Raw genomic sequence first — 25269 nt, 5'->3', positions numbered from 1 at the left:
ATGGAATTTTTAAAAGCTCTCGGTGTAAAAGAAATGAATGCTGGCGTCAGCACAGGTACTGTTTGGTTAAAATCAGAAGGAGAAATCATAAGTTCCTCTTCACCTGTTGATGGAAAAACGATTGGCAAAGTTGCAGCTGCTGATAAAACTGCCTACGAAGCAGTAATTAAAAAAGCCGAAGAAGCATTTAAAGAATGGAGACAATGGCCTGCACCTAAACGTGGTGAAATAGTAAGACAGGTTGGTGAAGCATTAAGAACACATAAAGAATCATTAGGCAAACTTGTTTCCTATGAAATGGGAAAAAGTTTACAGGAAGGATATGGTGAAGTACAGGAAATGATCGATATCTGTGATTTTGCCGTTGGTCTTTCGAGGCAACTACATGGATTGACCATGCACAGTGAACGTCCTGGTCATCGTATGTATGAACAATGGCATCCGCTGGGTATTGTTGGAATAATTTCTGCGTTTAATTTTCCTGTGGCAGTATGGAGTTGGAACAGTATGCTTGCATGGATATGTGGCGATGTGTGTATCTGGAAACCTTCTGAAAAAGCACCGCTCTGTGGGGTTGCCTGTCAAAATATAATCGCTGATGTATTTACAAAAAATAATGTACCGGAAGGTGTGAGTGGTTTAATTATTGGCGGTCGTGAAGTGGGTGAATGGATGAGTAATGACTCAAGAGTTCCATTAGTTTCAGCCACTGGTTCTACAAGAATGGGTAAAGCTGTTGGTGCTGCTGTAGGTGCAAGATTAGGAAGAGCCTTATTAGAATTAGGTGGCAACAATGCAATCATCATTTCCAAAGATGCAGATATTGATATGGCCATACGTGGTGCTTTGTTTGGGGCTGTTGGTACTGCCGGTCAGCGTTGCACAAGTACAAGAAGGCTGATCATTCATGAAGATACCTATGATATAATTAAAGAAAAACTCGTTACTGCTTACAAACAGCTTTCAATCGGCAATCCGTTGGATGAAAAAAATCATGTGGGCCCCTTGATTGATACAGATGCAGTAAAAATGTATTCGGACTCAATTGAAAAATGTAAAGCAGAAGGTGGAAAATTTATTGTTGAAGGTGGAGTTCTTTCAGGCGTTGGTTATGAAAGTGGTTGCTATGTAAAACCCTGTATTGCTGAAGCAAAGCCTGGTTTCAAAATTGTGCAACATGAAACCTTCGCCCCTATTTTGTATTTACTCAAATTCAAAACTATTGATGAAGCAATCACCATTCAAAACGGAGTACCGCAGGGTTTATCCTCTTCCATTATGACGCTAAACTTGCGGGAGGCTGAAAAATTCTTATCAGTTGCCGGTAGTGATTGTGGTATAGCCAATGTAAACATTGGAACCAGTGGTGCTGAAATTGGCGGTGCTTTTGGCGGAGAAAAAGAAACGGGTGGCGGCCGTGAAAGCGGCAGCGATGCCTGGAAAAACTATATGCGGAGGCAAACAAATACCATCAATTATTCAGACAAATTACCCCTTGCACAGGGAATAAAATTCGATGTTTAGCGTTATTAGGTATGCAATACCTGAGACAGGGCATATTTGCTTGCTTATCCGGGAAATAATTGCAATTTTTGCATCCTGTAATCAATATTCTGAAAAATCAATTCAAACCCATGAGAATACTTTTTCTCTTAACTGCTTTAGTCTTCACTTCATTTTTTTCAAATGCCCAGTTGAGAATCGGAATTGCCGGTGGCCCTCATTTGTCTGGTGTTATTGAAACTAATAATCTGCCAGGATGGGATTCAATACAAAATAATTATGAACGCAGAACAACAGGTCATTTTGGATTTGTTGCTGATCTACCTTTAAGCTCAACATCAAAACTTTTCTTTCAGCCTGGTGTATTATTTACTGCAAAAGGCAGAAGCTATCTTGGTTCCTATGATAGTCTTGTTAAACTAAGAAGTAATCCTGATTCATTTGGGACTAAACAATACATAGAAAAAGGAAAACAATACATCAATTACATCGAAGCCCCACTAAACCTGGTTTTAAAATTCAACCTTGGCAAAAAAGCAAAATTCATAATTGGTGGCGGCCCCTATCTAGGATTGTTTTTAAGCGGAATGGAACAAACTGAAAAAAGAATTGTAGATGTAAGCAATAGCTTTTCACAAAATGAAAATAAAAATCTTCAAACTGGCGAGGGTGCCGGTAAATATGCAGTATCGGATTTTGGTGTAAATGGCCTGGCAGGATTTGAATCCGGTAGAGTTTTCCTTACAGCTAATTACAGCCGTGGTCTAACGAATTTTTATCAGCCAGCGAACTACACAGGAGATCTGAAACATGAAGTGATGGGATTAACGATTGGTGTATACCTGGGTAAACCTGTAATGCTTGAACAGAAAGACAAGGATAAAGATGGAGTTACAGATGATAAAGATGAATGCCCGGATCTTGCAGGTATAGCTTTGTTAAATGGTTGCCCGGATAAAGACGCAGATGGTATTGCTGATAAAAATGATAAATGCCCGGATATAGCCGGAACTGTTGCAAATAATGGTTGCCCAGTTGTAGTTGTTACTTCTGTTGACACAGATAAAGACGGCGTGAATGATAAAGATGATAAATGTCCGGATATAGCAGGTAGCAAAAAATACAATGGTTGTCCTATTCCGGATAGAGATAAAGACGGCATCAATGATGAAGAAGATAAATGTCCCGATGTAGTTGGCTATGGCCGTTATGAAGGTTGCCCAACTCCTGACATTGATAAAGATGGTGTGAACGATGATGAAGATAAATGCCCGACCGTAGCAGGTATAAAAGAAAATAATGGATGTCCCGAGATCAAAAAAGAGATCATTGAGAAAGTTAAATATGCTGCACAGCGAATACAATTCAGTTATGCAAAAGCAGATTTGTTGCCTGCATCTTATACAGTACTTGATAATGTTATAAAAATTCTAAAAGAAAACCCTGAGTTAAAACTTTCAATAGAGGGACATACAAGCAGTGATGGAGTCCTCGCTGTAAATATGAAACTATCTGATGACAGGGCAAATACGGTAAGATCCTATTTCGTTTCGAAAGGTATTAATGCTTCAAGGCTGGCAGCCAAAGGATTTGGTCCTGATCAACCGATCAATAATGGTAAATCTGAAGAAGCAAAAGCTCAGAACCGCCGGGTAGAACTAAAATTGAGCAACTATTAACATACTAATCCCGTCATAATACTTCAACAAATCCCGCTTCTGGCGGGATTATTTTTGTAAAAATGTATGAATGGTAACCATTAATTTTGCGGCTTTATCAAATTTTGTATTTAAACTCAAACAAATGAACCAATATTTAAAACGTACCTGTGCCTGGATGCTGAGTGTGATTGCAGCCACCACTGTTTCCGCTCAAAAAGAAGAAGTGCCAAAAGGCTGGCACCTGATGGACAAAGAAACTTCCGGCTATTATGGAATCAGTATTGACAAAGCTTACGATTTTGTAAAATCAAAAAATCTGAAAAGTAATACGGTGATCGTTGCAGTTATCGATTCAGGTATTGATACTACACATGAAGATCTAAAAGCTGTATTGTGGACCAACCCGAAAGAAATTCCCGACAATGGTATTGATGACGATAAGAACGGGTATGTAGACGATATACATGGCTGGAATTTTATTGGTGGCAAAGATGGACGTAATGTAAAAGAAGATTCTTATGAAGCCGCAAGGGTTTATCATAAATACAAATCAAAATATGATGGTAAAGAAATAGACGAATCAAAATTATCAGCTGATGATTTGTTTGAATACAAAATGTGGAAACGTTCGAAAGAAGAAGTGGCCGGCGGCGGTGCAGATGGCGATGCCGGCGGATTGGATGTAATGATGATGCAGAATGTTTTAAAGAGCATGACCAAAAGCGATAGCATCCTGAAAAAAGCGATGGCCAAAGAAATATACACCGGTAAAGAACTGAAAGAATTTACATCGCAGGAAGCAGATGTAAAAAAAGCAAAAATGGCTGTATTGGGCATCATGGAAGGAAATGATATGCTGGAAAGTACTAACAAAGATTTCCTTGAAGGCTTTACCGAGTTTGTAAATGGAGAAGTTAAAAAAGCTGAAGCAAAAGATACTCCACCAAAAACTTACCGTGATGACCTGGTGAAAGATAATTACAATGATTTCAACGATAAGTTTTATGGCAACAATGATATCATGGCAAACACTCCTTTACATGGCACACACGTTTCTGGAATTATTGGCGGTATAAGAAATAATGGTAAAGGTGGCGATGGCGTTGCAGATAATGTTCGCATTATGACAGTTCGTGCTGTTCCTGATGGTGATGAGCATGATAAAGATATCGCATTGGCTATTCGCTATGCGGTAGACAATGGTGCTCAAGTAATCAATATGAGTTTTGGAAAATCATTTTCACCTGAGAAAAAATGGGTGGATGATGCAGTTCGTTATGCAGAGAGCAAAGGTGTATTGCTGGTACATGCAGCCGGTAATGATGCAAAAGATATAGATGTTGATTATAATTATCCGAATCCCGTTTTTCAAACTGACAGCAAACGTTCAGGCACCTGGATCACTGTTGGCGCAAGCGGCGATCCGAAAGCAGGCGGACTTACAGCCAATTTTTCTAACTATGGAAAAAATGAAGTAGATGTATTTGCTCCTGGCGTTAGAATTTATTCAAGTGTTCCCGGTGGAAATACATACAACAACTTACAGGGAACAAGTATGGCCTCGCCAGTGGTAGCAGGAACTGCAGCATTTATTTTAAGCTACTACCCTAACCTTTCTGCAAAACAAATAAAAGAAGTAATTGAAAAATCTTCTCAGCACCCAGGTGATAAAGTAAAAAAACCAGGTTCAGATGAAACAGTAGATCTTTCTGAGATCTCAAAAACAGGCGGACTGCTGAATGCATACGAAGCAATCAAATTAGCTTCAACTATGAAAGGTGAAAGAACGCAGGGAGATCCGAAACCGGTAAAAACAAAATCAACAGTAAAACCTAAATCAAAAGGATAAATATTCAAAACCCCGACATTGTGATCGGGGTTTATTTTTTGTGCAATTCAAATTATATTCTACTCCAAAAAATCGTTATTTTTATTTTCTAAATAAAAAATCATTATGGCAATATTCAATTCAAGTAATCCTATGTTAAAAGAAAGTACTTACGAGGGTACTATTTTTCAAGGTCTAAGCACCGGCCAGGAAATGACATTAAAAGGAACAGTGAATAAATTCGGTTTTCTTTTTGTACTGATGCTTTGCAGCACCATCTTTTCATGGGGACAATTTTATAAAGGTGTAAACCCGATGCCATTTATGATGATTGGAGTATTTGGCGGCTTAGTACTTGCCGTGGTAATGGGTTTCAAAAAACAATGGGCACCTTATATCGCACCTGCGTATGCCTTACTCGAAGGCTTATTTGTAGGTTCTGTTTCCGCTTATTATGATGCAGCATATAAAACTAGTTATCCCGGTCTTGTAGCACAGGCTGTAGCTCTTACTTTACTTGTAGCTTTCGTTATGTTTCTGCTCTACCGCTATCGTATAATTAAAGTAACCAACAAGTTTAAAACAGTCATGGTTGTTGCGGTTTCCTGTCTTATGTTATTTTATTTAGCCAAATGGATCTATTTCGCTATCACCGGCAGTTCATTTGCTACTTTCACCAATGCATCTACTCCTTTAGGTATTGGTTTTTCTGTTGTAGTAGTTTGCCTGGCGGCATTATTCCTGTTGATCGATTTTGATATGATAGAAAAAGGAATTGAACATAAACTGCCAAAATATATGGAATGGTTCAGCGCAGTCGGTTTACTGATAACTTTGGTATGGCTCTACTTCGAACTATTGAGATTGCTATCAAAACTAACAAGCCGTTGATCAATTTTTCAAAACGATATTCAGTCCCGCTTTTTCAGCGGGACTTTTGTTTGAATATAACTTAAGGATTCTCATTTATCAAAGCAGTATAATCTCAATTTTACATTAGGTTTGCAGCTGAACCAAATACTTTAAGGCAATGAGTTTTTTTAAAGATAAAGTTGTGGTAGTAACGGGAGGCACAGATGGCATAGGCAAGGCTTTGGTTTCAGATCTGCTTGCCAAAGGTGCTAAAGTTGCTACCTGTGGCCGTGACAATGATAAACTATACCGGTTACAAAGCCAGTTTCCATCTTACCCACTGCATACAATGGTTTGCGATGTTGCTGCTGAGCATGATTGCAAACGTTTTATTGAAACCACTATAAAATTTTTCGGCGGAATTGATATTATCATTAATAATGCTGGTATCAGTATGAGGGCTTTAATGAAAGACGCTACTACCGATGTTATCCGAAAAATCATTGATATTAATTTTATGGGCGTTGTGTATTGTACTAAATATGCACTTGATTCGATCATTGAAAGAAAGGGAACAATTGTCGGAGTTTCATCTATTGCAGGCTATCGTGGTTTGCCCGGCCGTAGCGGTTATAGTGCCAGCAAATTTGCCTTGCAGGGCTGGCTGGAAGCTTTGCGTACCGAATTGATGGATGATGGGGTGAATGTAATGTGGGTTTGCCCGGGCTTTACGGCATCTAATATCCGTAATGCTGCGCTAAATAAAGATGCAAAAAGTCATGGTGACACACCGCTTGATGAAGCTAAACTGATGACAGCTGAGGAATGTGCTACACATATTTTAAAAGCAATTGAAAGAAGAAAGCGGACATTAGTACTTACTTTCCAGGGTAAACAAACCGTTTTTCTCAATAAATTTTTCCCAAAGCTGGCGGATAAGCTTACACATAATTTCTTTTTTAAAAACGGTGAGTTAGTAAAATGAAAAAATAAATTGCTTCTAAATTGTAATTTTAAATTTATCATTTTACATTTTCTATTCTACATTTAACTAATGCCTTTATTAACTCTTACATCTGATATCGGTAGCCGGGATTACCTGGTGAGTGCAATCAAGGCAGAGTTATTTAAAATAAACGAAGACTTCCGCATTATCGATATTTCACACCAGGTACCCCCATTCAATTACCCGCAGGCAGCTTATGTTTGCCGCAGTGCAGTAAAACATTTTCCTGATTATTGTTATCATCTCATTTTGGTAAACCTGTTTGAGAAAAAACCAAAGCAATTACTGTTGGCTTTTCATAATAACCAATATTACCTCTGTGCAGATAATGGATTACTTCCAATGATATTAGAAGAAAAACCAGAAATGGTAATGGGAATCCCGTTAGATGATAATGAAGAAAAATCAACCCTCTATCTCGCAAGAGTTTTTGGAGAAACAATAAACAAACTGGTCGGCGGAATTTCCATTCAGCAGATCGGCACTCCAGATGTAAGCTATATTGAAAAGAATCCATTAAAACCATTTCCTATCGATAATGGTATTGAGGGGCAGATCATCTTTATCGACAATTTCGAAAACGTTATTGTAAACATCACCCGCAGCTATTTTGAAGAACAGCGCAATGGCCGGAATTTTAAGATCATTTTTAAGCGGGATGAACAGATCGATAAAATAAGTGAAACTTATGCTGATGTTCATGAAGGCGAAAAACTGGCTTTGTTCAATAGTGCAGGTTATCTCGAGATCGCCATCAATAAAGGAAATGCTGCCGGGCTTTTCGGGCTCAAAGGTTTTTCTGAAAAACAACAGATAAGCGGCATTATTCAAAATCAATTATACTATCAAACTGTACGTGTATTCTTTGAAGACTAAATAAATTTTTCCCGAAGTAAATATGAAAAAAAGACTTACAGTTGATATGGATGGTGTGCTGGCCGATGTGTTTCAACAATTCATCATTAACCACGAACGGGATTTTGGCCAACGAAAAACATTGGAAGAAATAGCAGGATTGAGTGAAGAAGAAGCGTTCCCTAAAACGAGGGAGTATGTTTTTACCAAAGGTTTTTTCCGCAACGCTCCCATCATAAAAGATAGCCAGGAAATACTGGCCCGTTTGAACGAAGTTTATGAACTCTTCATTGTTTCTGCTGCCATGGAATTTCCCAATAGCCTGGGTGAAAAACAGGAATGGTTGAATGAACATTTCAGCTTTATTAAATGGCAACAAATGGTTTTTTGTGGCTCCAAAACAATTATCGCCGCCGATATTATGATCGATGACCATTTCAAAAACCTTGATCACTTCCACGGAGTTACTTATCTTTTTACTCAACCACATAACAAGCTAACAGATCCGGGCCGGCATACAAGGGTAAACTCATGGCAGGAAATTGCCAGCTTGCTTCTTTGATTCAGAACAATCCACCCGGGTCTAACTCTCTAAAAACTATATTAAAACTCAATAGACGGCATAGCCAATCTGCATCTGAAACCCTATTTTTGCCAATCCCAATTTTAACAGGGACAAATCAACCTTTTATGAGCTTTAAAAGAATTAATAACATTACCGGCTGGGCCGTGTTTGCCATTGCCTTCTTAACTTATTTTCTCACCCGTGAAGCAAGAGGCAGTTTGTGGGACTGCGGTGAGTTTGTTGCCTGTGCTTTTAAAGTACAGCTCCCCCACCCACCCGGAGCACCTATGTTTGTGCTGCTCGGTCGTTTCTTTATCATTTTATTTGGAGATGATGGACAAACGGCTGCCAACGCTGTGAACTTCATGAGTGCATTGGCCAGTGCATTCACCATTCTCTTCCTGTTCTGGACCATTACGCATTTTGCCCGTAAGATGTTTGTAAAAGTGGGTGAACAACTGAATGGTGACCAACTTTTTTCAGTAATGGCTGCCGGTATTGTTGGCGCATTAGCTTATACATTCAGCGATTCTTTCTGGTTCAGCGCTGTAGAAGGTGAGGTATACGCCTTATCATCATTCTTCACTGCATTAGTGTTTTGGGCTATGTTGAAATGGGAACATGCAGATGAAAAAGCCGGTGACGATGCACAGGCAAGGGCTTATGCCGACCGCTGGATCGTATTTATATTTTTCATGATGGGCTTATCAATCGGTGTACACTTGTTGAACTTGCTGACCATTCCTGCCATCGTAATGATCTATTATTACCGCCGTTACCAGGTCACTACTAAAGGTGCTTTCATTGCATTTGTAATAGGTTGTCTTATAACAGGTATCGTGCTGGTTGGAGTTATTCAATACTCCATGAAAGCCGCAGGTATTTTTGATGTGTTCTTCGTGAACACTGCAGGCATGCCTTTCTTTTCAGGTTTTGCTTTTTATTTTATTGCAATAGCTGCCCTTATTTACATTGCAATCCAGTTCAAAGAAAAAAATATTAACCAGACTAAATTAATGATCTGGTTTGGTTTGTTTATCGCATTATCATTTTTGCCATTTGCAATCGGTGTTGGAAGTGATGGAGGCCAGGTTGCAAAATTGATCTTATTGATCGGTGCCGGTGTGGTAATTGGTTATTTTATTAAACCATCTGCATTGAAAATTGTAAAACTCAGTTTGTGGTGCTATGCGTTTATGATGGTCGCCTATTTTCTGTATTTCACAGCTATGATCCGTTCTTCGGCCAACCCGGCAATCGACATGAACAATGTTGACAATCCAATTAACCTTGTTTATTATCTCGGCCGTGAGCAATATGGTTCAGCTCCACTATTATATGGACCGCATTATTCTGCCCGCCAGGTACGTGAAGACAAAGACGGCGACGGATATGTAGACCTGGAAGAAAAAGAAATGCAGTTTGTAAAAGGGAAAAATAAATATATCCCGATTGGAAGAAACAGGGAAGCTAAATATGAAAGCAGTGATAAGCAACTCTTTCCCCGGATATGGGATGGCAGTAATGACCAGGACCATGCAGAATTTTATGCCAACTGGTTGGGACTCGAAAAAAATTACAGCCAGGATCAGCCTTATCAACCACCAAGCTATGGTGATAATGTCCGCTGGTTCTTTGAATGGCAGAATGGATTTATGTACTGGCGTTACTTCATGTGGAATTTTGCCGGCAAGCAAAATGATGTACAAGGCATGGGAAATAAACGTGACGGTAACTGGATAAGTGGTATTTCACTTTTAGATAATAGCCGGCTTGGCGATCAAAGTAAACTCCCTGATAGTCTACAGAATAATAAAGCCAACAACAAACTTTTCTTAATTCCATTTATACTCGGTGTGTTGGGATGTGTAGTTCATTTCCTCAGCAACCGCAAAGATTGGGTTGTAAACTTCCTCCTCTTTATTATAACAGGTGTCGGCGTTGTAATTTATTTGAATCAACCCGGTAACCAACCCCGTGAAAGGGATTATGCTTATGTAAGTTCCTACTATGCATTTGCGGTATGGATAGGATTGGCTGTGATCGGATTTTTAAAACTGGTAAAAGAAAAAGATAATAAACAGCTTTTCCAAAACACACTTGCATTTGGTTCGGGGCTTACATTCCTCATTACGCTGATGAGTTGTCCGCCATCTGGTATGGGTGAAGCATTTATTACAGCTATCATTGCCGCAGTAATTTTTGCAGCCGCTGTTTTTGCGATCAGTTATTTACTCAGGGCTGTTTCATCCGGAGGTCAGAATAATAAACTAGTAAATATTGCATCCCTTGCTATTTGTGCTGTTGCTCCATTACTGATGGCACAGCAGGAATGGGATGATCATGACCGCAGTGAAAAAGTTCTTGCGCCGGACCTGGCAAAAGATTATTTAGAAAGCTGTGCACCAAATGCTATCCTGTTTTCATTTGGTGATAATGATACTTATCCTCTCTGGTATGCACAGGAAGTGGAAGGTGTACGTAAGGACATCCGTCTTATCAATAATAGTTTATTAGGTATCGATTGGTATATCAACCAGCTTCGTTATAAGGTTAACAAAGCTGATTCAGTGGATGTGATATGGACACCCGAACAAATAGAAGGTCATAACAGGGAATACATGTTTTATGATCCTAACTCAGTAAAAGTTCCACAGGATGCTTACTTTGATCTGTATGATGCAATGAAGAATTTCCTTGGCCAGGTAAATGTTGATCCCAAAACAGGTCGTGATGTTGGTCGCAAATCATTCCCTGTAAGGAAATTTAAAGTGCCTGTAGATGTTAATTTTGTAAGAAGCAATGGAACAGTAAATGCAAGTGACAGTGTACTGAGCGATATCTTTTTTGAAATAACAGAGAACAAGGCAAGAGGCGGATTAATGAGAAATGACCTGATCATTCTAAACATTATTGCCGCTAACCAGTGGAAAAGACCGATCTATTTTACCTCGCCGATTGGTGAACTTGGTTTCGGCCAATACCTGAGAAAAGATGGACTTGCCTATCGTCTTGTACCTGTACAGAATAAATATCCGCAGCAGAATTGGGTGGCTGAATCTAAAATGCGTGAAGTAAGTAATAAATACCGCGTAGGATTGGGTACACAAATAAGAGATAATAATCTTGATTCGATCGGTAAAACATTACTTGACAAATATGGTTTTGGTAATGCAGGTAAAGCCGGTGTTTATTTTGACGAAGAGAACCGCAGGCATTTATTGAACATTCGTGAGATCTATGCGGAAGCAGCAGGTAATCTTGCTGATGCAGGCAAAAAAGAACAGGCTCAACAACTGATCGATAAAGTTGAGAAGGGAATCAATGAACAAAATCTTCCTTATGGTATGGTTAGTCGCTTTGGAAATCATAACCAATCCGGTTTGCAATACCTTGAAGCATGTTATAAAGCTGGTAAAACAGAAGTAGCAGAGAAGGTAAGAAAGGCATTGCGCAAAGACCTGGAGCAGCAAAAGACCTATTATGATTATATGCGTGACTCAAAACCAGAAGGTATGAGTTTATTAGAAATAGAGAACCTCATCAATAGTGCTTACCTGGAAGTGTTGGAAGCAATAGAACAACGCTATGCACCCAACCTGAAAAAGGATAATACAACAGAAGGTTCTAAAACCATCGATATTAATCCGGGCAGTAAGCCGGACACTTTAAAACCTGATACAATAAAAAAATAAAAATTCAAAACCCCGACACATTTGCCGGGGTTTTTTTTGAGCTTTTTGAACCACATAGAAACATAGGTTTTCACATAGATTTCCTATGTGCTGCCTTTCTATTGTGTCCTATGTGTCTATGTGGTTCAAAATTCATTTGCAGAGTTCTTTGAAGCAGTGATTTTTATCTTCAATACATATTCGATATGCACTAAATTTGCAGTATCGTTTATCTTAATCATTGATCATGTCCAATCTCACAAATGCTGTACTTCAAAATGAAACACTCAATGCCGACCTTAAACAAATAGCAGAAAAAGTATCTCGCAGCGAAAGAATAACAGATGAGGATTGTTTATTGTTATTTGAAAAAGCAAGCCTTGGTTTTGTCGGCAGTCTTGCTAATAGCGTAAGAGAACGATTCCATGGCGATAAAACTTTCTTCAACCGCAATTTTCATATTGAGCCAACCAATGTATGTGTATTCACCTGCAATTTTTGTAGTTATAGCCGCCTCTATGCCCATCGTGATGAAGGTTGGGAACTGAGCCAGCAACAAATGCTGGAGATGGTAAAAAAATATGATGGCCAGCCGGTAACTGAAGTACATATTGTTGGTGGTGTACATCCGAAAATGAATTTGGAATTCTTTGCTGAGTTGCTACGCAAAATAAAAGAACATCGTCCTGAATTACATATAAAAGGTTTTACGGCTGTAGAGCTTGATTATATGTTCCGCAAGGCAAAGATGAGTAATGAGCAAGGCATGCAGTATTTAAAAGATGCCGGGCTTGATTCTATACCCGGTGGTGGCGCAGAGATCTTTGATGCAGCCATACGTGAAAAGATATGTGCAGATAAAGTAAATGCCGATGGATGGCTGGCCATACATGAAGCTGCACATAGGCTCGGCATGCATAGCAATGCAACAATGTTATATGGTCATATTGAAAAACCGGTACACCTTGTTGATCATATGAGAAGATTAAGAGAGTTGCAGGATAGAACAGGAGGCTTCAACACTTTTATTCCGCTTAAGTTCCGCAATAAGGATAATGATATGAGCAATATAGCCGAGTGCAGTGTATCAACGGATATGAAACTCTATGCCATTGCCCGTATCTATATGGATAATTTCCCTCACCTGAAAGCTTACTGGCCGATGCTGGGCCGGCAGAATGCACAACTGAGTTTATCTTTTGGGGTAGATGATATAGACGGCACAATAGATGACACTACAAAAATTTACAGCATGGCCGGTTCTGAAGAACAAACCCCTTCAATGACTACTGAAGAACTGGTAGCATTGATAAAACAGGTAAAACGCCAGCCGGTGGAAAGGGATACGCTTTATAATGTGGTGAAGGATTATGGAGAGATGGAAGTTTCGATGAATTGAACAACACATTAGTTGTATTTGCGAAAGATTTAAAAAATTGTTTTCTATTGAAAGGCCGAAAACTTTCGCATATTTTTGAGTTAGCGGCAACCCGAATTAAAGAGCTTATAACTACAAAAAATCATGGAAGAGATAACAAACTGGGATGTTATTGTTATTAAACAATTGATACCATCAAATAATTTAGGTATTACACAAATTCGAAATTTTACAACTATTAAGAACCTTTATTTCGAAAAAGAGTCCTATGCTAATATTCTCAATTTAATTAAGGCGAATGATTTGAAAGCTGTCAGGGGTATTGAGCAACTACCCAAAAAGGGATTTGGAGAATACTTGCATATTGTTACTTTCACAGATCAAGACCATCAGAATTATGCAATAACGGTGTATGATAGTGATGAACTTTACCAGAATCCAGAAATAATTGATATAATTCTTTTAGCTTAGTTATGTCCTCAGGGGGTCTTGCCCTGAAAAAAATTGCAATTCTAAATATGTTTGTGGCAGACCTCTTAATAGGAAGCAAATCAAACTCTCATTCGCTGGGGTTTCGCAGCTATTTTTTTTTATTTATCGAAGTCTTATCTTGCGAAGAACCCGTTGGGACACAAGATTTAAAAAAAATAATTCAGACATGAGATGTACAATTTTGTTATTGTTAATAATATTAGTTGCATGTAATAATAACGAACACATAAAGACGACAGAAAAGGTTGATACCTTAAAAAATATTCCTGAAACACTTCTGGTAACAAAAGAGGCAGAGCCAGAAACCCTTTTACCCAAAACTTATTCTAATAAACGCTTTAAGGATGTAACCGTGCAAAGAATCGGTCAAGACACATTTTTAGTACGTGGGAAGGGGCAGATCTTCGAAGCAAATTTTAATTGGATCGTTGAAGACGGGCACGAAGAACTAAAGAAAGGTTTTCAGATGACTGATGCTGGAGCACCTGAATGGGGCAAATTTGAATTTACAATTAATGTTCAAAAAAAGCGTAAGAATTCAACATTAACGCTTATTTTATTTGAATCCAGTCCTAAGGATGGAAGTCGTCAATATGAATTGCCAATTACTTTATATTAATTGATAATTAGCCAGTGCCTAAATTATACAGCACTGTGTCCTCACGGAGTCTTGTCCTGTAAAAAATTTCAATTCTAAATATGTTTGGTATGAGATATCTAAACTTAGTAATTATAAGTGTTGGTCTAGCCATAATGACCCTGTTCTTTGTGTTCGCTTCTTGTTCACACAAACGAAACTACTTTGACCATACTATTGTGAAAGAAGTTGATCGCTTAAGGTCTATCGAACCACCGCCACCCGTAATTAATTCTCCAGTATTTGTGTTGGTCCGAATTGACAGCGTGGCTGAAACAAGTTTTGCAAGACTGGCAATCCTCTATGATGTAGTATATAAAAAACAATACAAAACATTTGCTGATTTCCTTTATCAAACGATTAATCAAAAGATCAAAATTATGAATACGACGAATGTTAATGATGCGTTCTTTTTTAACACGTTCAAATTAGACGATTCAATAACAGCCATTGTTCGATCGAAAGGGGTGAATGAAATTATTAATAAATTTCTAATTGGGAATAAAGACGAGTACGAACTAAAACATGACAAATCCATTTCCCATACTCAGATCCAAACGATTGCCTTTCACCTTTTTGCAATTCAACTAATAATGGGGCGTGACGACTATACTGGAGCTATTTCTTTTAGAAAAATAAGTAGCATTCTTCCACATTAATGTGAGCTTACACCGTTCCTCACAGGGTCTTGCCTGAAAAAATTTTCAATTCTGAATATATTTGTGGCAGATCCCGTGATAGGTAGCAAAATCAAACTCGCATACGCTGAGGTTTCGCAGCTATTTTTTTATTTATCGAAGTCTTGTCTTGCGAATACCCATGCGAGACACAAACGAATAAAATCGAGAAACAGAATATTAACATCAACTGTATTAACTTTACTCAACAGCGGTTCGGACTGACGAAACACAGAATATCAGCACAGCAGAAAACCCTGGACGTTACGCACAACATTTAAAAATGGCACTTCACCGTTTCATACTTATTTTATTCTATTCATTTATTTTTATTCGGTCTACTGCCCAAGATGGTAAAAAAATGAGTGTACATGTATCCATTTTACAAGACACTAGCAAGCTTAATATTCTCACCGAGTGCTATGATTCTTCAACTACCGTATTGTTGAAAGTCCAGCTTACAAATTGCACTCATGATACGCTTTCGTTTTCTATGACGAACTGTTCAAGATCATATAGTTTTGTGAGTTCAGAAGTGAGCCAATCATTATGCCTGGAAACGTGTACGAGGAATTTTCCTCATGTATACAAACTAGCCAGCTCAGCCTCAATGGACGTAATTCTTCAATTACACAGGAAGAACAGTACAACTACATCTTTCAAACTTGGTTTTATGCTAATTGAGCATCCTTGGAACTCTAAAAAAGACTTCTATGAAATTCTCAACGATAAGTTGTTAGCGCAAGACTTTATTTGGAGCAATGACCTATATCTCAGGTAGCTGTGCTTAACATGAGCTTGGTATAAGCCTCACCACTTCCTCCCCCTACTCCATTCAACCAATGCTTTCTTAATTGCAACTCCGATTTTTTTCTGGCTATCAGGGTTAAGCAGGAGTTCACGACTTACAGCATTATCACCAATTTCCAGTAATACACGGTAAGGTGCCGTATTTATATTTTCATCAAGGCTATAAAAACTCAGCTTGCCGCTTGCCTTGCAACGGTAATCATTCCGGCCTGTGGTGCTGTCCAATAATACACCGCGGTTTTCCAAGCCACTTACTTCGCTAATGGCTTTTATAATTTGTGCTGCCAGTTCACGGTTATCATTTTCATATTTATCGCCGTAATGGATATAACCCCAAACTGCATTTCGTTTTGTACCACCGTTATTATGCACAGCTATAAATACCTGTGGTTTTAATTTATTTGATTCCTGTAACTCATAAGCATAACCGGAAATTTTCCCATCGATCAGATCAGTCGTGTGTAGTATTTTGGTATTACTGCCGGAGTCAGCATGATGATATTCCGTTTTGCCTAAACTCCATACTTTATATTCTTTCAGGTGTGGCTTCTCATTCATCGCCGCTTCGGCTATAGCATTGCATACAGCTGCTTCACTAAAATCTTTGCCGGTATCGGTTTGATGAGAAGGCTGCCAGACAACAATGGGCTTTTTACGAAAGAATAAATTTATATCTGAAAAAGATTGCAGAACAAAGAAGCAAAATATTGCAACTATAAATTTTAAATCAGGCTTCATCATTTACTTTAATTTTCAGCAATTGTATGAAAGATTTGCAAAAACCACCAGGCTAATTTTTTGTTGGGGGATCATAAACTTCGAGCAAGGGTTCAATGCCAATTCCGGAGACATCAAAATAATAGCCTGTACGTTTACTTATTATAAATTTTGACCCTGATCGAGTTGTTGGGGCCCGGCCCCCTACTGAAGCAGTTATATAGGTCTCCAATCTTCCGGAAGATATGATTGTACGCCAGTTGTTGGATTGGAGAAAATTTACAATACTTGTCTTAACCTCATCTGAATAAAAAGTGAACTGAAGTTTTGCAGAAGGATTCTTCAACATCGCATCCAATAGCTGTTTCAGGTAAGTTCTTGCTTCACTATCCGGATAATATTTCGAATCAGTATTTAACCGCTTCAAAAGCTTCCATTGTGCAACGGGAGGCGGCTCTGTTGATTTTTGCCTGTAAAATATAATTTGTACACCCCGCAACATAGTATGCAACTCAATACTATCCTTAGAATTAAGATAATTATCGCTGATGTCAAGATATTTCAGGTAAACTAAGGTGCTTAAGCCTGAAGGTAATGATCTTAAGCCCTGGCTTTTCAGATTTAGCCTGCACACCAATTTTGCATCCATGCTTAATGCTTCCTTCATCGAAGTATAAATTTTATCACAAGGATTAGGAGGGGTAAATACACCTGGTTCTTCATCTCTTTTAATTCTATAAACCATATATGACCTGTCAAAAGGTGTTTCATTTAATAACGGTGTAGTTTTTATATTTTGAAAAGGCAGGTTATCCGGTACTTCCCAATCAAATGTTGAATTTTTATATAAATCACCACTAAGTTGAGGATTAAGCTTGCGAGCCCTATAAGAGTTCATACTATCCTGGATACTGTTAAGTTTTTGTTGGTTCTGTCTTTCCAGTATATTCAGACCTGCAGGTAAAAAGATTTTGCCCGGATCATTTTCATAATACAATCGCATATTATTGAACCGGTCGCAATTCGCCTCCAATACATTCCGGGCTTCAATAACTGTATTATACGGATTTTGACAAACCGACAAACTGAAACCTGAAGAACGATTTATATCTTTTATAAAAAATACCTTATACTGATTGCCGGCACGGGTTATAACACGATATGTATCCTCGTCTTCAGATTTACAAACCTCCTCAATCCTGTATCTTCCATAAGTCTTTTTATCACCAGTTGAGTAATAAATAGTTTGTTTTTCTACATCAATATTAATAAGCCGGTTACTTGTGCCTCCTTTCCATATCTCAGTTAAACCGGGAGGCAGACTTGTTTCATTGCAGATGCCTGGTTTTGGTTTCTCCGGAAAATACAAATAAAGACTATTGGTATAATAAGACAGATCGCTATAAGTTGTAGTGAGCAGCGAATCAAACTCCTGCTTAAACATTCTTACAATTGTATTTACTTTCCCTTCTAATGCTTTGTCATAATAACTGAGATAAAATCCTGTCTTAGTTACTTCATCATCATATAATGAAACCGAAATATTAAAATCTTTAAATATTGCATTTAGCTTATCTGCTATAACCCCGTAAGCCGAATCATCATTATAATAAATGTTCAGATCTGGTTTATCTAATGGCTGAGTAATATTGATAACATATTCTTCAAAACCTGGAGTCATTAATGCATTAAGATCCTGTCTTCCCACTGTGGGGTTATTAGTAGAAAGTTGCACTAACGCATTTTGCGTGGTGTCAGTTGGTAAATCCTTAACGATTAAAGCAGTATCACCTGATAGTTCGGTTTTATATGTCTTGTCATTTACCAGGATAGAAATATTATCCGCCGGGGTAATCAAACTGTCAAATTTGATAATACGATCTGTAGTACGTGGAGGCTCAAATGGCATTTGCTTAAATCCCAATAACTGGATGGCCAGCACTAAAAGCACAGCAGCCGCGGACATAAATCCAAATCGTGTATTAAGATTTCTCTTCTTTACCTGGAATTCTTTATTATTTTTCTCATCAATTATTCTCTGCTCCTCTTTACGTTGGACTAAAAAATCATTGATAGGTATGCTTTTCTCACCGCTTTTATCGCGGATAGATGAATCAGCGTCCTTTAAATTGTAGAAGACATCGAGATGCCAGTCCAGTTCTCCTTCCTGCATATACTTATCCATCGCAATAAAGTCCTTATCACCCGGGGCAATATCTCCTTTATTAAATTTTTTAAGAAGAAAATCATTCGTGACTGTTTGCAACCTGTATTCTTCATACATAGCTGAACCTGGTTTAATATCATCCTTCAGTTCATCTAATAATACTTTGAGTGCCTCCCTTGCATTTATTTCATTTTTGTAATCCAGGTCCTTTAGCATTGCTATCCGCAGGTTATCGGGCATTTGTCCATCTTTCAACCATTGAATGCGACTCAATGCAAGAAGATTAGTGTAGTTTAATAGTTTACCCGGAACATTATATTTTTCTTCAAATGCTTTACCAATGGCGATCGTTACTTCCCAATTCACATAAGGATAAACTGCGGTTGATGCCAGCCATTCTTTTAACAACAAATACAATGATTCAGGGTCGGAAGTTTTTTTGCCTTCTTTGCTAACCTCGCGGAGATAGTTTTTAACTTCTTCCCACTCATTAAAATTGATGAGTTTTGTTGAATAGGTAGAAGGTATTGTCTTTTTCAGCTTTTGTTTATCTATCAGGTTATTTACCTCATCTTCTATTACCTGGCTGGCATTGGTGTCAGCCGGTATCACCGTAAAGCCTGCACTGTATAATATAGTTTCCCGCTCACCCCAGTCCTTAACAGCTACTGATGTAAAAATGATCTTTGTTTTCCAGTCCTTGAACTTATCAATTGCCCAATCATGCAGATTATTACCATAGGGCTTAAAAAAAGATGAAGTATCAGCAAATAAAAACAATATCGTTCCGGGATAGAGTCCCCCTAATTTTTCAATAGGAATAAAAAAATGATTTAATGCCGGGTTTGTTAGTAATAAAGGATATTGATTATAACTATAAGCAGTGAGATGTACCTGTTCTTTCCTGAGTGTTGCAATAAGGTGGTTATACAGTTTTACAAGATGACTGTCAGTATATTCTTTATCAACAAAAACCAGGAAATCGGTTGGCTGGGATAATGCGGTAAATTCAAAAACCGGGAAACCTGCTTTTTTAATTGTGCTGCGTATCGTTTTATTAATATTGAGACTATAGCTATCTCCTGTATGCCGCTTTCTCATAACCTCAGCTAACTGATTGATGGAAGTTTCAGCAGGGATCTTATTTTCCTGTGGTTTAAAGTCTATACTATAAGGCCCCGTAAGTTCATCTGTTGTTGCAGGTAACTGAACCTCAGTTTCATAAACCGGAAAATATGTCTTACGTAAGGCCTTTAATTTTTTTCCGTAATACCTTGAATTAAGCTGGCCAAGAATGAACCCTGAACCAACTAACAATATCACGATAAACATAAAATTAAATTCAGTGCCAGGATCCAGTTTTTTAACTCCGGTTAATTGCAAAACCAGTTGAGGCTTTTCTTCAATTGACTTTGTGTAAGATTTTTTTTCGCATTTTTTATTAACAGATCCTGTTGCCTCCACTGTGACACTATATGCCGCCAATGCCGGAGGTTTTATTTTAAAACTAGTATCTGTACTTGTGTAAGGTGGAAGAGTATCCGACTTACCAGTCAGTGTCCACTTGTATGTATACTTATTATGCTTACTGTCGAGATTATTTCTTACGTTGTATATAACTGCTTTTGCTGATTTGTATAATGAACTATCCTTCTCAATGATCAAAACAGGTTTGGGCTCACAAAATATTTCGCTTGTTTCCGAATTAGTAAAAATAACGGAATCGCCTTCCATTAACGAAGCTCCGACTTTAAGTTCCTCGGCTTGTATGATACGCTTATTTACTGATCGCTGGTAATATGAGCTATCTCCTATTACAAAAACTATCTTGTATTTTTTTTCAGGAATAGTATCTGACAAGACCGCTGAAATTTCAACTAAACTATCTTTTACTATATCGACTCCAGTCTCGTCGGTTTCTACAAAATTTTTAGCCTGTCCATTATATAGAATAGTCAAGGTTGCTGTTCTTACTTCTGGTGGAGGGTCAGAACAAAATAAACAGCGAATTACTATGAGGTAATAGCTTAAAGCTATTAACAGTAAACCAGATAAACTGACGATTCCCCATTTTACAATTTTCTTCTTTCTCTTTCTTTTTTTTTCCTCTATCGTACTTTTTTCTTCCTCTTCCTTTGCTTTTTGTTCATCGTCATTTTTTTTCTCAGAATACTCTTCCATCAATTGTTCTACCTGGGGTTTTAATAAAGCTTCATAATCATCAAATAGCCTGTAAAATTTTTCTTGTTCTTCTTTGTTGCGGCAGATCAGTGGCCCCAATACCAGTTTGAGGCTGGCAGTATCAGGATTTGTAACATCATTAAAACCGGTTAATACTTTCTGTATGTCCAGAACAGTACGTGTGCTGATCTCAAACCCCTCGGTTTTTAATTTTGAAATCAACCCATTCAGAGGCACCTGTATACCATTTGTTACCGGCACAGTTTAATGTTTATATAGCAGACAATATTTTATCATTGACGAGCATTTGTAAATCATCTTTACTTTTTGCAAGGATGGGAAAAGAGTATTTAAGAATCGTTTTCTGATCATCAGAAAGCTTAGTAAAGTCAAGATCATTCTTAAAAAAGCCTTCCACCTCCAGCACTTTTATCCATTCCAGCAACTCCGAAGTGGCCGCCTTTTTATCAACCATCTGTAATTTATATTCCTCAAATTTTTTGATCACTGTTTTGAATTTTTCCTTAAGTGTATCACTCAATCCATTTTGATCATTATTCCCATTCTTTCTTTTATCCAGCCATGGCGCCATCCTGCTACAAACGATCCGTAATAGTTGTGTTTCATCCGGTGAGGCAATATGATAAAATAAACAGCGACGTAAGAATGCATCCGGAAGATTTTTTTCAAAATTGCTTGTCATAAAAACAACAATGCGGGCAGACGAATCTTTATCAGCTGCACGGTTTATTTTTTTACCTAACTCAGGAATGCTAAAAAACATATGCTCGATCTGTGCAAGCAGATCATTAGGAAAATCACGGGGAGCTTTATCAATTTCATCAATCAGTACAACACTGCTTTGCGGCTCATCGGCAAGGTCATTAAAGCCTTGTAAACCCCGGAGATCGCTGAGCTTGTCATTTGCAAGTATGGCTTTTTTGCCATGTGTTTGTAAAATGGCTTCGCCCAGTGCATTCAGTTTAATGTAAGGATGTGGTGAAAGATTTCCTCCATCATCACCTGCATGTCGTTTTTGAAAATGCCCTATTGCATCATAAGTATAATACAGATCAGAGGATGCTGAAGTCGTTTTTGTATCAAACTGCAAAGGTTCTTTTGAAAAAGGTGCGGCTCCGCCGAGCTCTTTTGCATCCAGGTTAAATAAGTCGAATGCAATCCTCCTGGCCAGTTGTGTTTTACCGGTTCCGGGTGCCCCGGTTAATAACAAAGGCTTCTGTAACCATATCGCCATCTTAACAGCTTCGGAGAGACCGTCATCGGCAATTACATAATCAGCCGGATTGTTATCTTCTGTTGTCCGGATATTTTTTAACTCATACATAGTATGTTATTTTAAATTTTCAGATTTATCAATCATCTCTTTCAAAGGGCCATCCAGTTCAGACATAAATTTTTCAAATTCCGGTTGATCACCTCCCTCAATTAATTGGGCTATCATTTTTTCAGCTTTATCAGGATTAGGTTCAATATTAAAATCCTCCAACCAGTCAAGTACATCGTATTTGGTTATTTTTGGGAGTTTGGGCATTACATAACCAAAGGATAATCCTTTTACTTTTTCATCGAAAAGTTGTTCGGCAATAGTAGGATCATCAATATATTTTGCCATAGCAAAAAAAATGATCTGCTTATCTGAGTTGAACTGTTCGTTATATAAAACGCATTTTTTATGAAAGGACTCAATCAGGGGTTTTAATAACTCCTTTGTCCAGAAGTTTCGTTCTACTTCCCAGGTAATAATAAGGTACTTCATCTTTTTTTGTTCAAGTAATCCCAGCAAACCGGGTATTGTAATATCATCCGGCTTCATGAACTTATGTCCGTCATCCAGTTTTTTAAAAATGGCTGTTTTAAATTTTTTTTCCAGGGACTCTACATCTTTGGCGTCAGATAAAGTACGGGGCAATTGCAACTCCAGTAACATAACATGATTCTGCTTCGCTTCAAAATCCAGTTTTTTTCTTTTAATAAAATTTGCGGGCATATTCCGGTTATGGCTATGCAAAAGGAAACATTGAACTGGTTGAGGCAATAGATTGTTTAGAAAAAAATCTTCTGGTTCCACCCAATCACATTTATACCGCAGATCGAAGTCTTTTGTGTCACGGGATTTTCTATCAATGTATTCATTCAGATCGTCAAGCAATAACTGGGGGAGTTCTTCGTCTTTACTAAAGAACTTACAAAGTATTTTATCTACCAGTGCATCATTCCGCCACTGTTTAACTTCATCACAAAATTCATCACAACCTTCTGGCTGTTTTATATAAATTTTTCGCTCCAGCCGTTTATCGGTTTTCTTTCTTTTTATAGCGGTAATATGCTCCCAATGTGTATATGAGCGCAGTTCCTTCAACTCCTGGTTAAGATCTTCTCTAAGTACTTTCTGAAGTCTCTCTTTCATTGCATCATCAATCTCGGCTTTACTGCCGTAAGATGTACCCAGGATAAGGATGTAAAAGTCAGCACTCATTACATCTTCCACACATTTATCAAGGGCTCCACGGTCTTCACTTCCATAATCTTCCATGCCTATAAACGTGTAAAGCTTCCTATTCTCATTCAGTTTTTGGCGAATGACTTTACGTATCTCTTTAAACTCAGAGAAAACTGATGATATATAAATGGTGCGAGGCATGGGCCTTTTCCTGCCTAAAAATTAAACATTTAAACATTGGCTACCAATACCACGTAAGTAGTATTATTTTATTTGTCGAAAATATGGGGGTTAGGCTGGAAAAGCACTCAGCATTCCGGCAAGCTAAGCGGTACATTTATTGCCAGGCCGCCATCAGCCGTTTCTTTGTATTTGTGATCCATATCCTTTGCAGTATCCCACATGGTTTTTATTACAGCATCAAGAGAAACTTTTGCATAATCGGGAGAACCCTGCAATGCTAGCTGTGCAGCAGTAATTGCTTTTATGGCACCCATTGTATTTCGTTCGATACAAGGCACCTGTACTAATCCTCCAATCGGATCGCAAGTAAGACCAAGATGATGTTCCATGGCGATCTCTGCAGCCATCATAACCTGTTTCTGTGTACCGCCCATGCTCTCGGCCAATGCAGCTGCAGCCATTGCCGATGATACACCAATCTCTGCCTGGCAGCCACCCATTGCTGCGGAAAGTGTTGCGCCTTTTTTAAAAATACTTCCGATCTCGGCCGCTGTCATGAGAAAGCGAATGATCTTATCATCCGTATTGCCATCACCAAAAATTATATGGTATTGTAAAACTGCGGGTATAACGCCGGCAGCTCCATTGGTTGGTGCTGTTACAACACGACCAAAAGATGCGTTCTCTTCATTTACCGCCAAAGCAAAACAACTTACCCAATCTAACGTATATTTAAAAGAATTGCCACCGGCACGGATGGCAGCCATCCAGTCATCATAGTCATTATATTTTTTACCGCTTAATAATTTTTTATTCAACTCTGCTGCCCGACGTTTTACATTCAATCCACCCGGTAAGATACCTTCTGTATGACAGCCACGGTAAATACAGTCACGCATCACATTCCAGATATTTAGCATTCCATCACGGGTTTCTTTTTCGCCGCGCCAGGCCGTTTCGTTTTCCATTACCACTTCACTTATCGACATGCCGGTTTTCATACACCAATGCAATAGATCATTCGCATTATTCACAGGGAATGGCAACTGTACATCGGCTAAAGAACCTTTCTCCTCTCCCTCTTTTACTACAAACCCACCACCTATACTGTAAAAAGTTTCTGAGATGGCTTCGCCATTTCTGCACTCGGCTAAAAATGTAACTGCATTCGGATGAAAGGGCAATGATTCGCTGAATAAAAATTCAATATCATTATGGGGATCAAATTGTACTTCATGCAAACCTCCCAGCAGGATCTCTTTCATGGATGCGATATCAGCAATACGGCTGTTGATCGCATTAACATCAAAGGTTACAGGATCCTCGCCGCATAAGCCTAATTGAACTGCTATATCTGTACCATGGCCTTTGCCGGTTTTTGCCAGTGAACCATACAATAATACACGGACTGTAGTTACCTGCTGTAATAAGTTCTTGTCTGAAATAGACTGAACAAATTTTTGCGCAGCCCTCCATGGGCCAAGCGTATGCGAACTGGATGGTCCCACACCTATTTTAAGAATATCAAAAACTGAAATGGCTTCGTGTGACAAACGGATAGATTTTTACAAATATAAATAAAGAAGCCGCCTTATTAGGGGCGGCTCTTTGTTAGCAGCTAG

General features: G+C 38.4%; 17 protein-coding genes. 12 read left to right on the top strand and 5 right to left on the bottom strand.

The window, feature by feature from the left end; all coding sequences use genetic code 11:
* From E6H07_13720 to E6H07_13665, 12 genes are all read left to right on the top strand, one after another.
* Positions 1–1524 (top strand): aldehyde dehydrogenase family protein, encoded by a 1524-nt coding sequence (locus tag E6H07_13720; GenBank protein ID TMI62472.1) that lies wholly within the window; start codon positions 1–3, stop codon positions 1522–1524.
* Positions 1525–1634: 110 nt separating this feature from the next.
* Positions 1635–3182 (top strand): OmpA family protein, encoded by a 1548-nt coding sequence (locus tag E6H07_13715; GenBank protein TMI62471.1) that lies wholly within the window; start codon positions 1635–1637, stop codon positions 3180–3182.
* 124 nt (positions 3183–3306) lie between these two features.
* Complete coding sequence (locus tag E6H07_13710) at positions 3307–5013, top strand: peptidase S8 (protein ID TMI62470.1); 1707 nt, start codon at positions 3307–3309, stop codon at positions 5011–5013.
* A 105-nt stretch (positions 5014–5118) separates the two neighbouring features.
* Positions 5119–5883 carry a Bax inhibitor-1/YccA family protein gene (locus E6H07_13705; GenBank protein TMI62469.1) on the top strand — a complete coding sequence of 255 codons (765 nt, stop codon included), beginning with the start codon at positions 5119–5121 and terminating at the stop codon, positions 5881–5883.
* Positions 5884–6022: 139 nt separating this feature from the next.
* Positions 6023–6829, top strand: coding sequence for an SDR family oxidoreductase (locus E6H07_13700; GenBank protein TMI62468.1), 807 nt, complete (start codon positions 6023–6025; stop codon positions 6827–6829).
* A gap of 69 nt (positions 6830–6898) precedes the next feature.
* Complete coding sequence (locus E6H07_13695; GenBank protein TMI62467.1) at positions 6899–7726, top strand: SAM-dependent chlorinase/fluorinase; 828 nt, start codon at positions 6899–6901, stop codon at positions 7724–7726.
* A 22-nt stretch (positions 7727–7748) separates the two neighbouring features.
* On the top strand, positions 7749–8267 hold the full coding sequence (locus E6H07_13690) for a 5'(3')-deoxyribonucleotidase (GenBank protein TMI62466.1): 519 nt from the start codon (positions 7749–7751) through the stop codon (positions 8265–8267).
* A gap of 128 nt (positions 8268–8395) precedes the next feature.
* On the top strand, positions 8396–11965 hold the full coding sequence (locus tag E6H07_13685) for a DUF2723 domain-containing protein (protein ID TMI62465.1): 3570 nt from the start codon (positions 8396–8398) through the stop codon (positions 11963–11965).
* Positions 11966–12191: 226 nt separating this feature from the next.
* On the top strand, positions 12192–13343 hold the full coding sequence (gene mqnE, locus E6H07_13680; GenBank protein TMI62464.1) for an aminofutalosine synthase MqnE: 1152 nt from the start codon (positions 12192–12194) through the stop codon (positions 13341–13343).
* 123 nt (positions 13344–13466) lie between these two features.
* On the top strand, positions 13467–13793 hold the full coding sequence (locus E6H07_13675) for a hypothetical protein (GenBank protein ID TMI62463.1): 327 nt from the start codon (positions 13467–13469) through the stop codon (positions 13791–13793).
* 187 nt (positions 13794–13980) lie between these two features.
* Positions 13981–14433, top strand: coding sequence for a sporulation protein (locus E6H07_13670; protein TMI62462.1), 453 nt, complete (start codon positions 13981–13983; stop codon positions 14431–14433).
* Positions 14434–14522: 89 nt separating this feature from the next.
* Positions 14523–15110, top strand: coding sequence for a hypothetical protein (locus E6H07_13665; protein TMI62461.1), 588 nt, complete (start codon positions 14523–14525; stop codon positions 15108–15110).
* Between the two features lie 828 nt (positions 15111–15938).
* Here E6H07_13665 and E6H07_13660 read toward each other — a convergent pair.
* From E6H07_13660 to E6H07_13640, 5 genes are all read right to left on the bottom strand, one after another.
* On the bottom strand, positions 15939–16679 hold the full coding sequence (locus E6H07_13660; GenBank protein ID TMI62460.1) for a hypothetical protein: 741 nt from the start codon (positions 16677–16679) through the stop codon (positions 15939–15941).
* A 49-nt stretch (positions 16680–16728) separates the two neighbouring features.
* Positions 16729–21264 carry a hypothetical protein gene (locus tag E6H07_13655; GenBank protein ID TMI62459.1) on the bottom strand — a complete coding sequence of 1512 codons (4536 nt, stop codon included), beginning with the start codon at positions 21262–21264 and terminating at the stop codon, positions 16729–16731.
* Between the two features lie 10 nt (positions 21265–21274).
* Entirely contained in the window at positions 21275–22348 is a 1074-nt protein-coding gene (locus tag E6H07_13650) for an AAA family ATPase (GenBank protein TMI62458.1), read from the bottom strand.
* A 6-nt stretch (positions 22349–22354) separates the two neighbouring features.
* On the bottom strand, positions 22355–23665 hold the full coding sequence (locus tag E6H07_13645) for a DUF4062 domain-containing protein (protein TMI62457.1): 1311 nt from the start codon (positions 23663–23665) through the stop codon (positions 22355–22357).
* 107 nt (positions 23666–23772) lie between these two features.
* The gene (locus tag E6H07_13640; GenBank protein ID TMI62456.1) at positions 23773–25200 is read right to left on the bottom strand and encodes an L-serine ammonia-lyase; all 1428 of its coding nucleotides are present in this window, start codon (positions 25198–25200) and stop codon (positions 23773–23775) included.
* Between the last annotated feature and the right edge of the window lie 69 nt (positions 25201–25269).

The organism is Bacteroidota bacterium (genome assembly GCA_005882315.1).
GTDB lineage: Bacteria > Bacteroidota > Bacteroidia > Chitinophagales > Chitinophagaceae > VBAR01.
This window is presented reverse-complemented; position numbering and strand designations above follow the sequence as displayed.

Excerpts from the sequence above, each read along its gene's own strand:
- E6H07_13700 (TMI62468.1), top strand. The coding sequence starts at position 6,023 with ATGAGTTTTTTTAAAGATAAAGTTGTGGTAGTAACGGGAGGCACAGAT.
- E6H07_13710 (TMI62470.1), top strand. The coding sequence starts at position 3,307 with ATGAACCAATATTTAAAACGTACCTGTGCCTGGATGCTGAGTGTGATT.
- E6H07_13690 (TMI62466.1), top strand. The coding sequence starts at position 7,749 with ATGAAAAAAAGACTTACAGTTGATATGGATGGTGTGCTGGCCGATGTG.
- E6H07_13665 (TMI62461.1), top strand. The coding sequence starts at position 14,523 with ATGAGATATCTAAACTTAGTAATTATAAGTGTTGGTCTAGCCATAATG.
- E6H07_13685 (TMI62465.1), top strand. The coding sequence starts at position 8,396 with ATGAGCTTTAAAAGAATTAATAACATTACCGGCTGGGCCGTGTTTGCC.
- E6H07_13650 (TMI62458.1), bottom strand. The coding sequence starts at position 22,348 with ATGTATGAGTTAAAAAATATCCGGACAACAGAAGATAACAATCCGGCT.
- E6H07_13660 (TMI62460.1), bottom strand. The coding sequence starts at position 16,679 with ATGATGAAGCCTGATTTAAAATTTATAGTTGCAATATTTTGCTTCTTT.
- E6H07_13645 (TMI62457.1), bottom strand. The coding sequence starts at position 23,665 with ATGCCTCGCACCATTTATATATCATCAGTTTTCTCTGAGTTTAAAGAG.
- E6H07_13675 (TMI62463.1), top strand. The coding sequence starts at position 13,467 with ATGGAAGAGATAACAAACTGGGATGTTATTGTTATTAAACAATTGATA.
- E6H07_13705 (TMI62469.1), top strand. The coding sequence starts at position 5,119 with ATGGCAATATTCAATTCAAGTAATCCTATGTTAAAAGAAAGTACTTAC.
- E6H07_13720 (TMI62472.1), top strand. The coding sequence starts at position 1 with ATGGAATTTTTAAAAGCTCTCGGTGTAAAAGAAATGAATGCTGGCGTC.
- mqnE (TMI62464.1), top strand. The coding sequence starts at position 12,192 with ATGTCCAATCTCACAAATGCTGTACTTCAAAATGAAACACTCAATGCC.
- E6H07_13670 (TMI62462.1), top strand. The coding sequence starts at position 13,981 with ATGAGATGTACAATTTTGTTATTGTTAATAATATTAGTTGCATGTAAT.
- E6H07_13695 (TMI62467.1), top strand. The coding sequence starts at position 6,899 with ATGCCTTTATTAACTCTTACATCTGATATCGGTAGCCGGGATTACCTG.
- E6H07_13715 (TMI62471.1), top strand. The coding sequence starts at position 1,635 with ATGAGAATACTTTTTCTCTTAACTGCTTTAGTCTTCACTTCATTTTTT.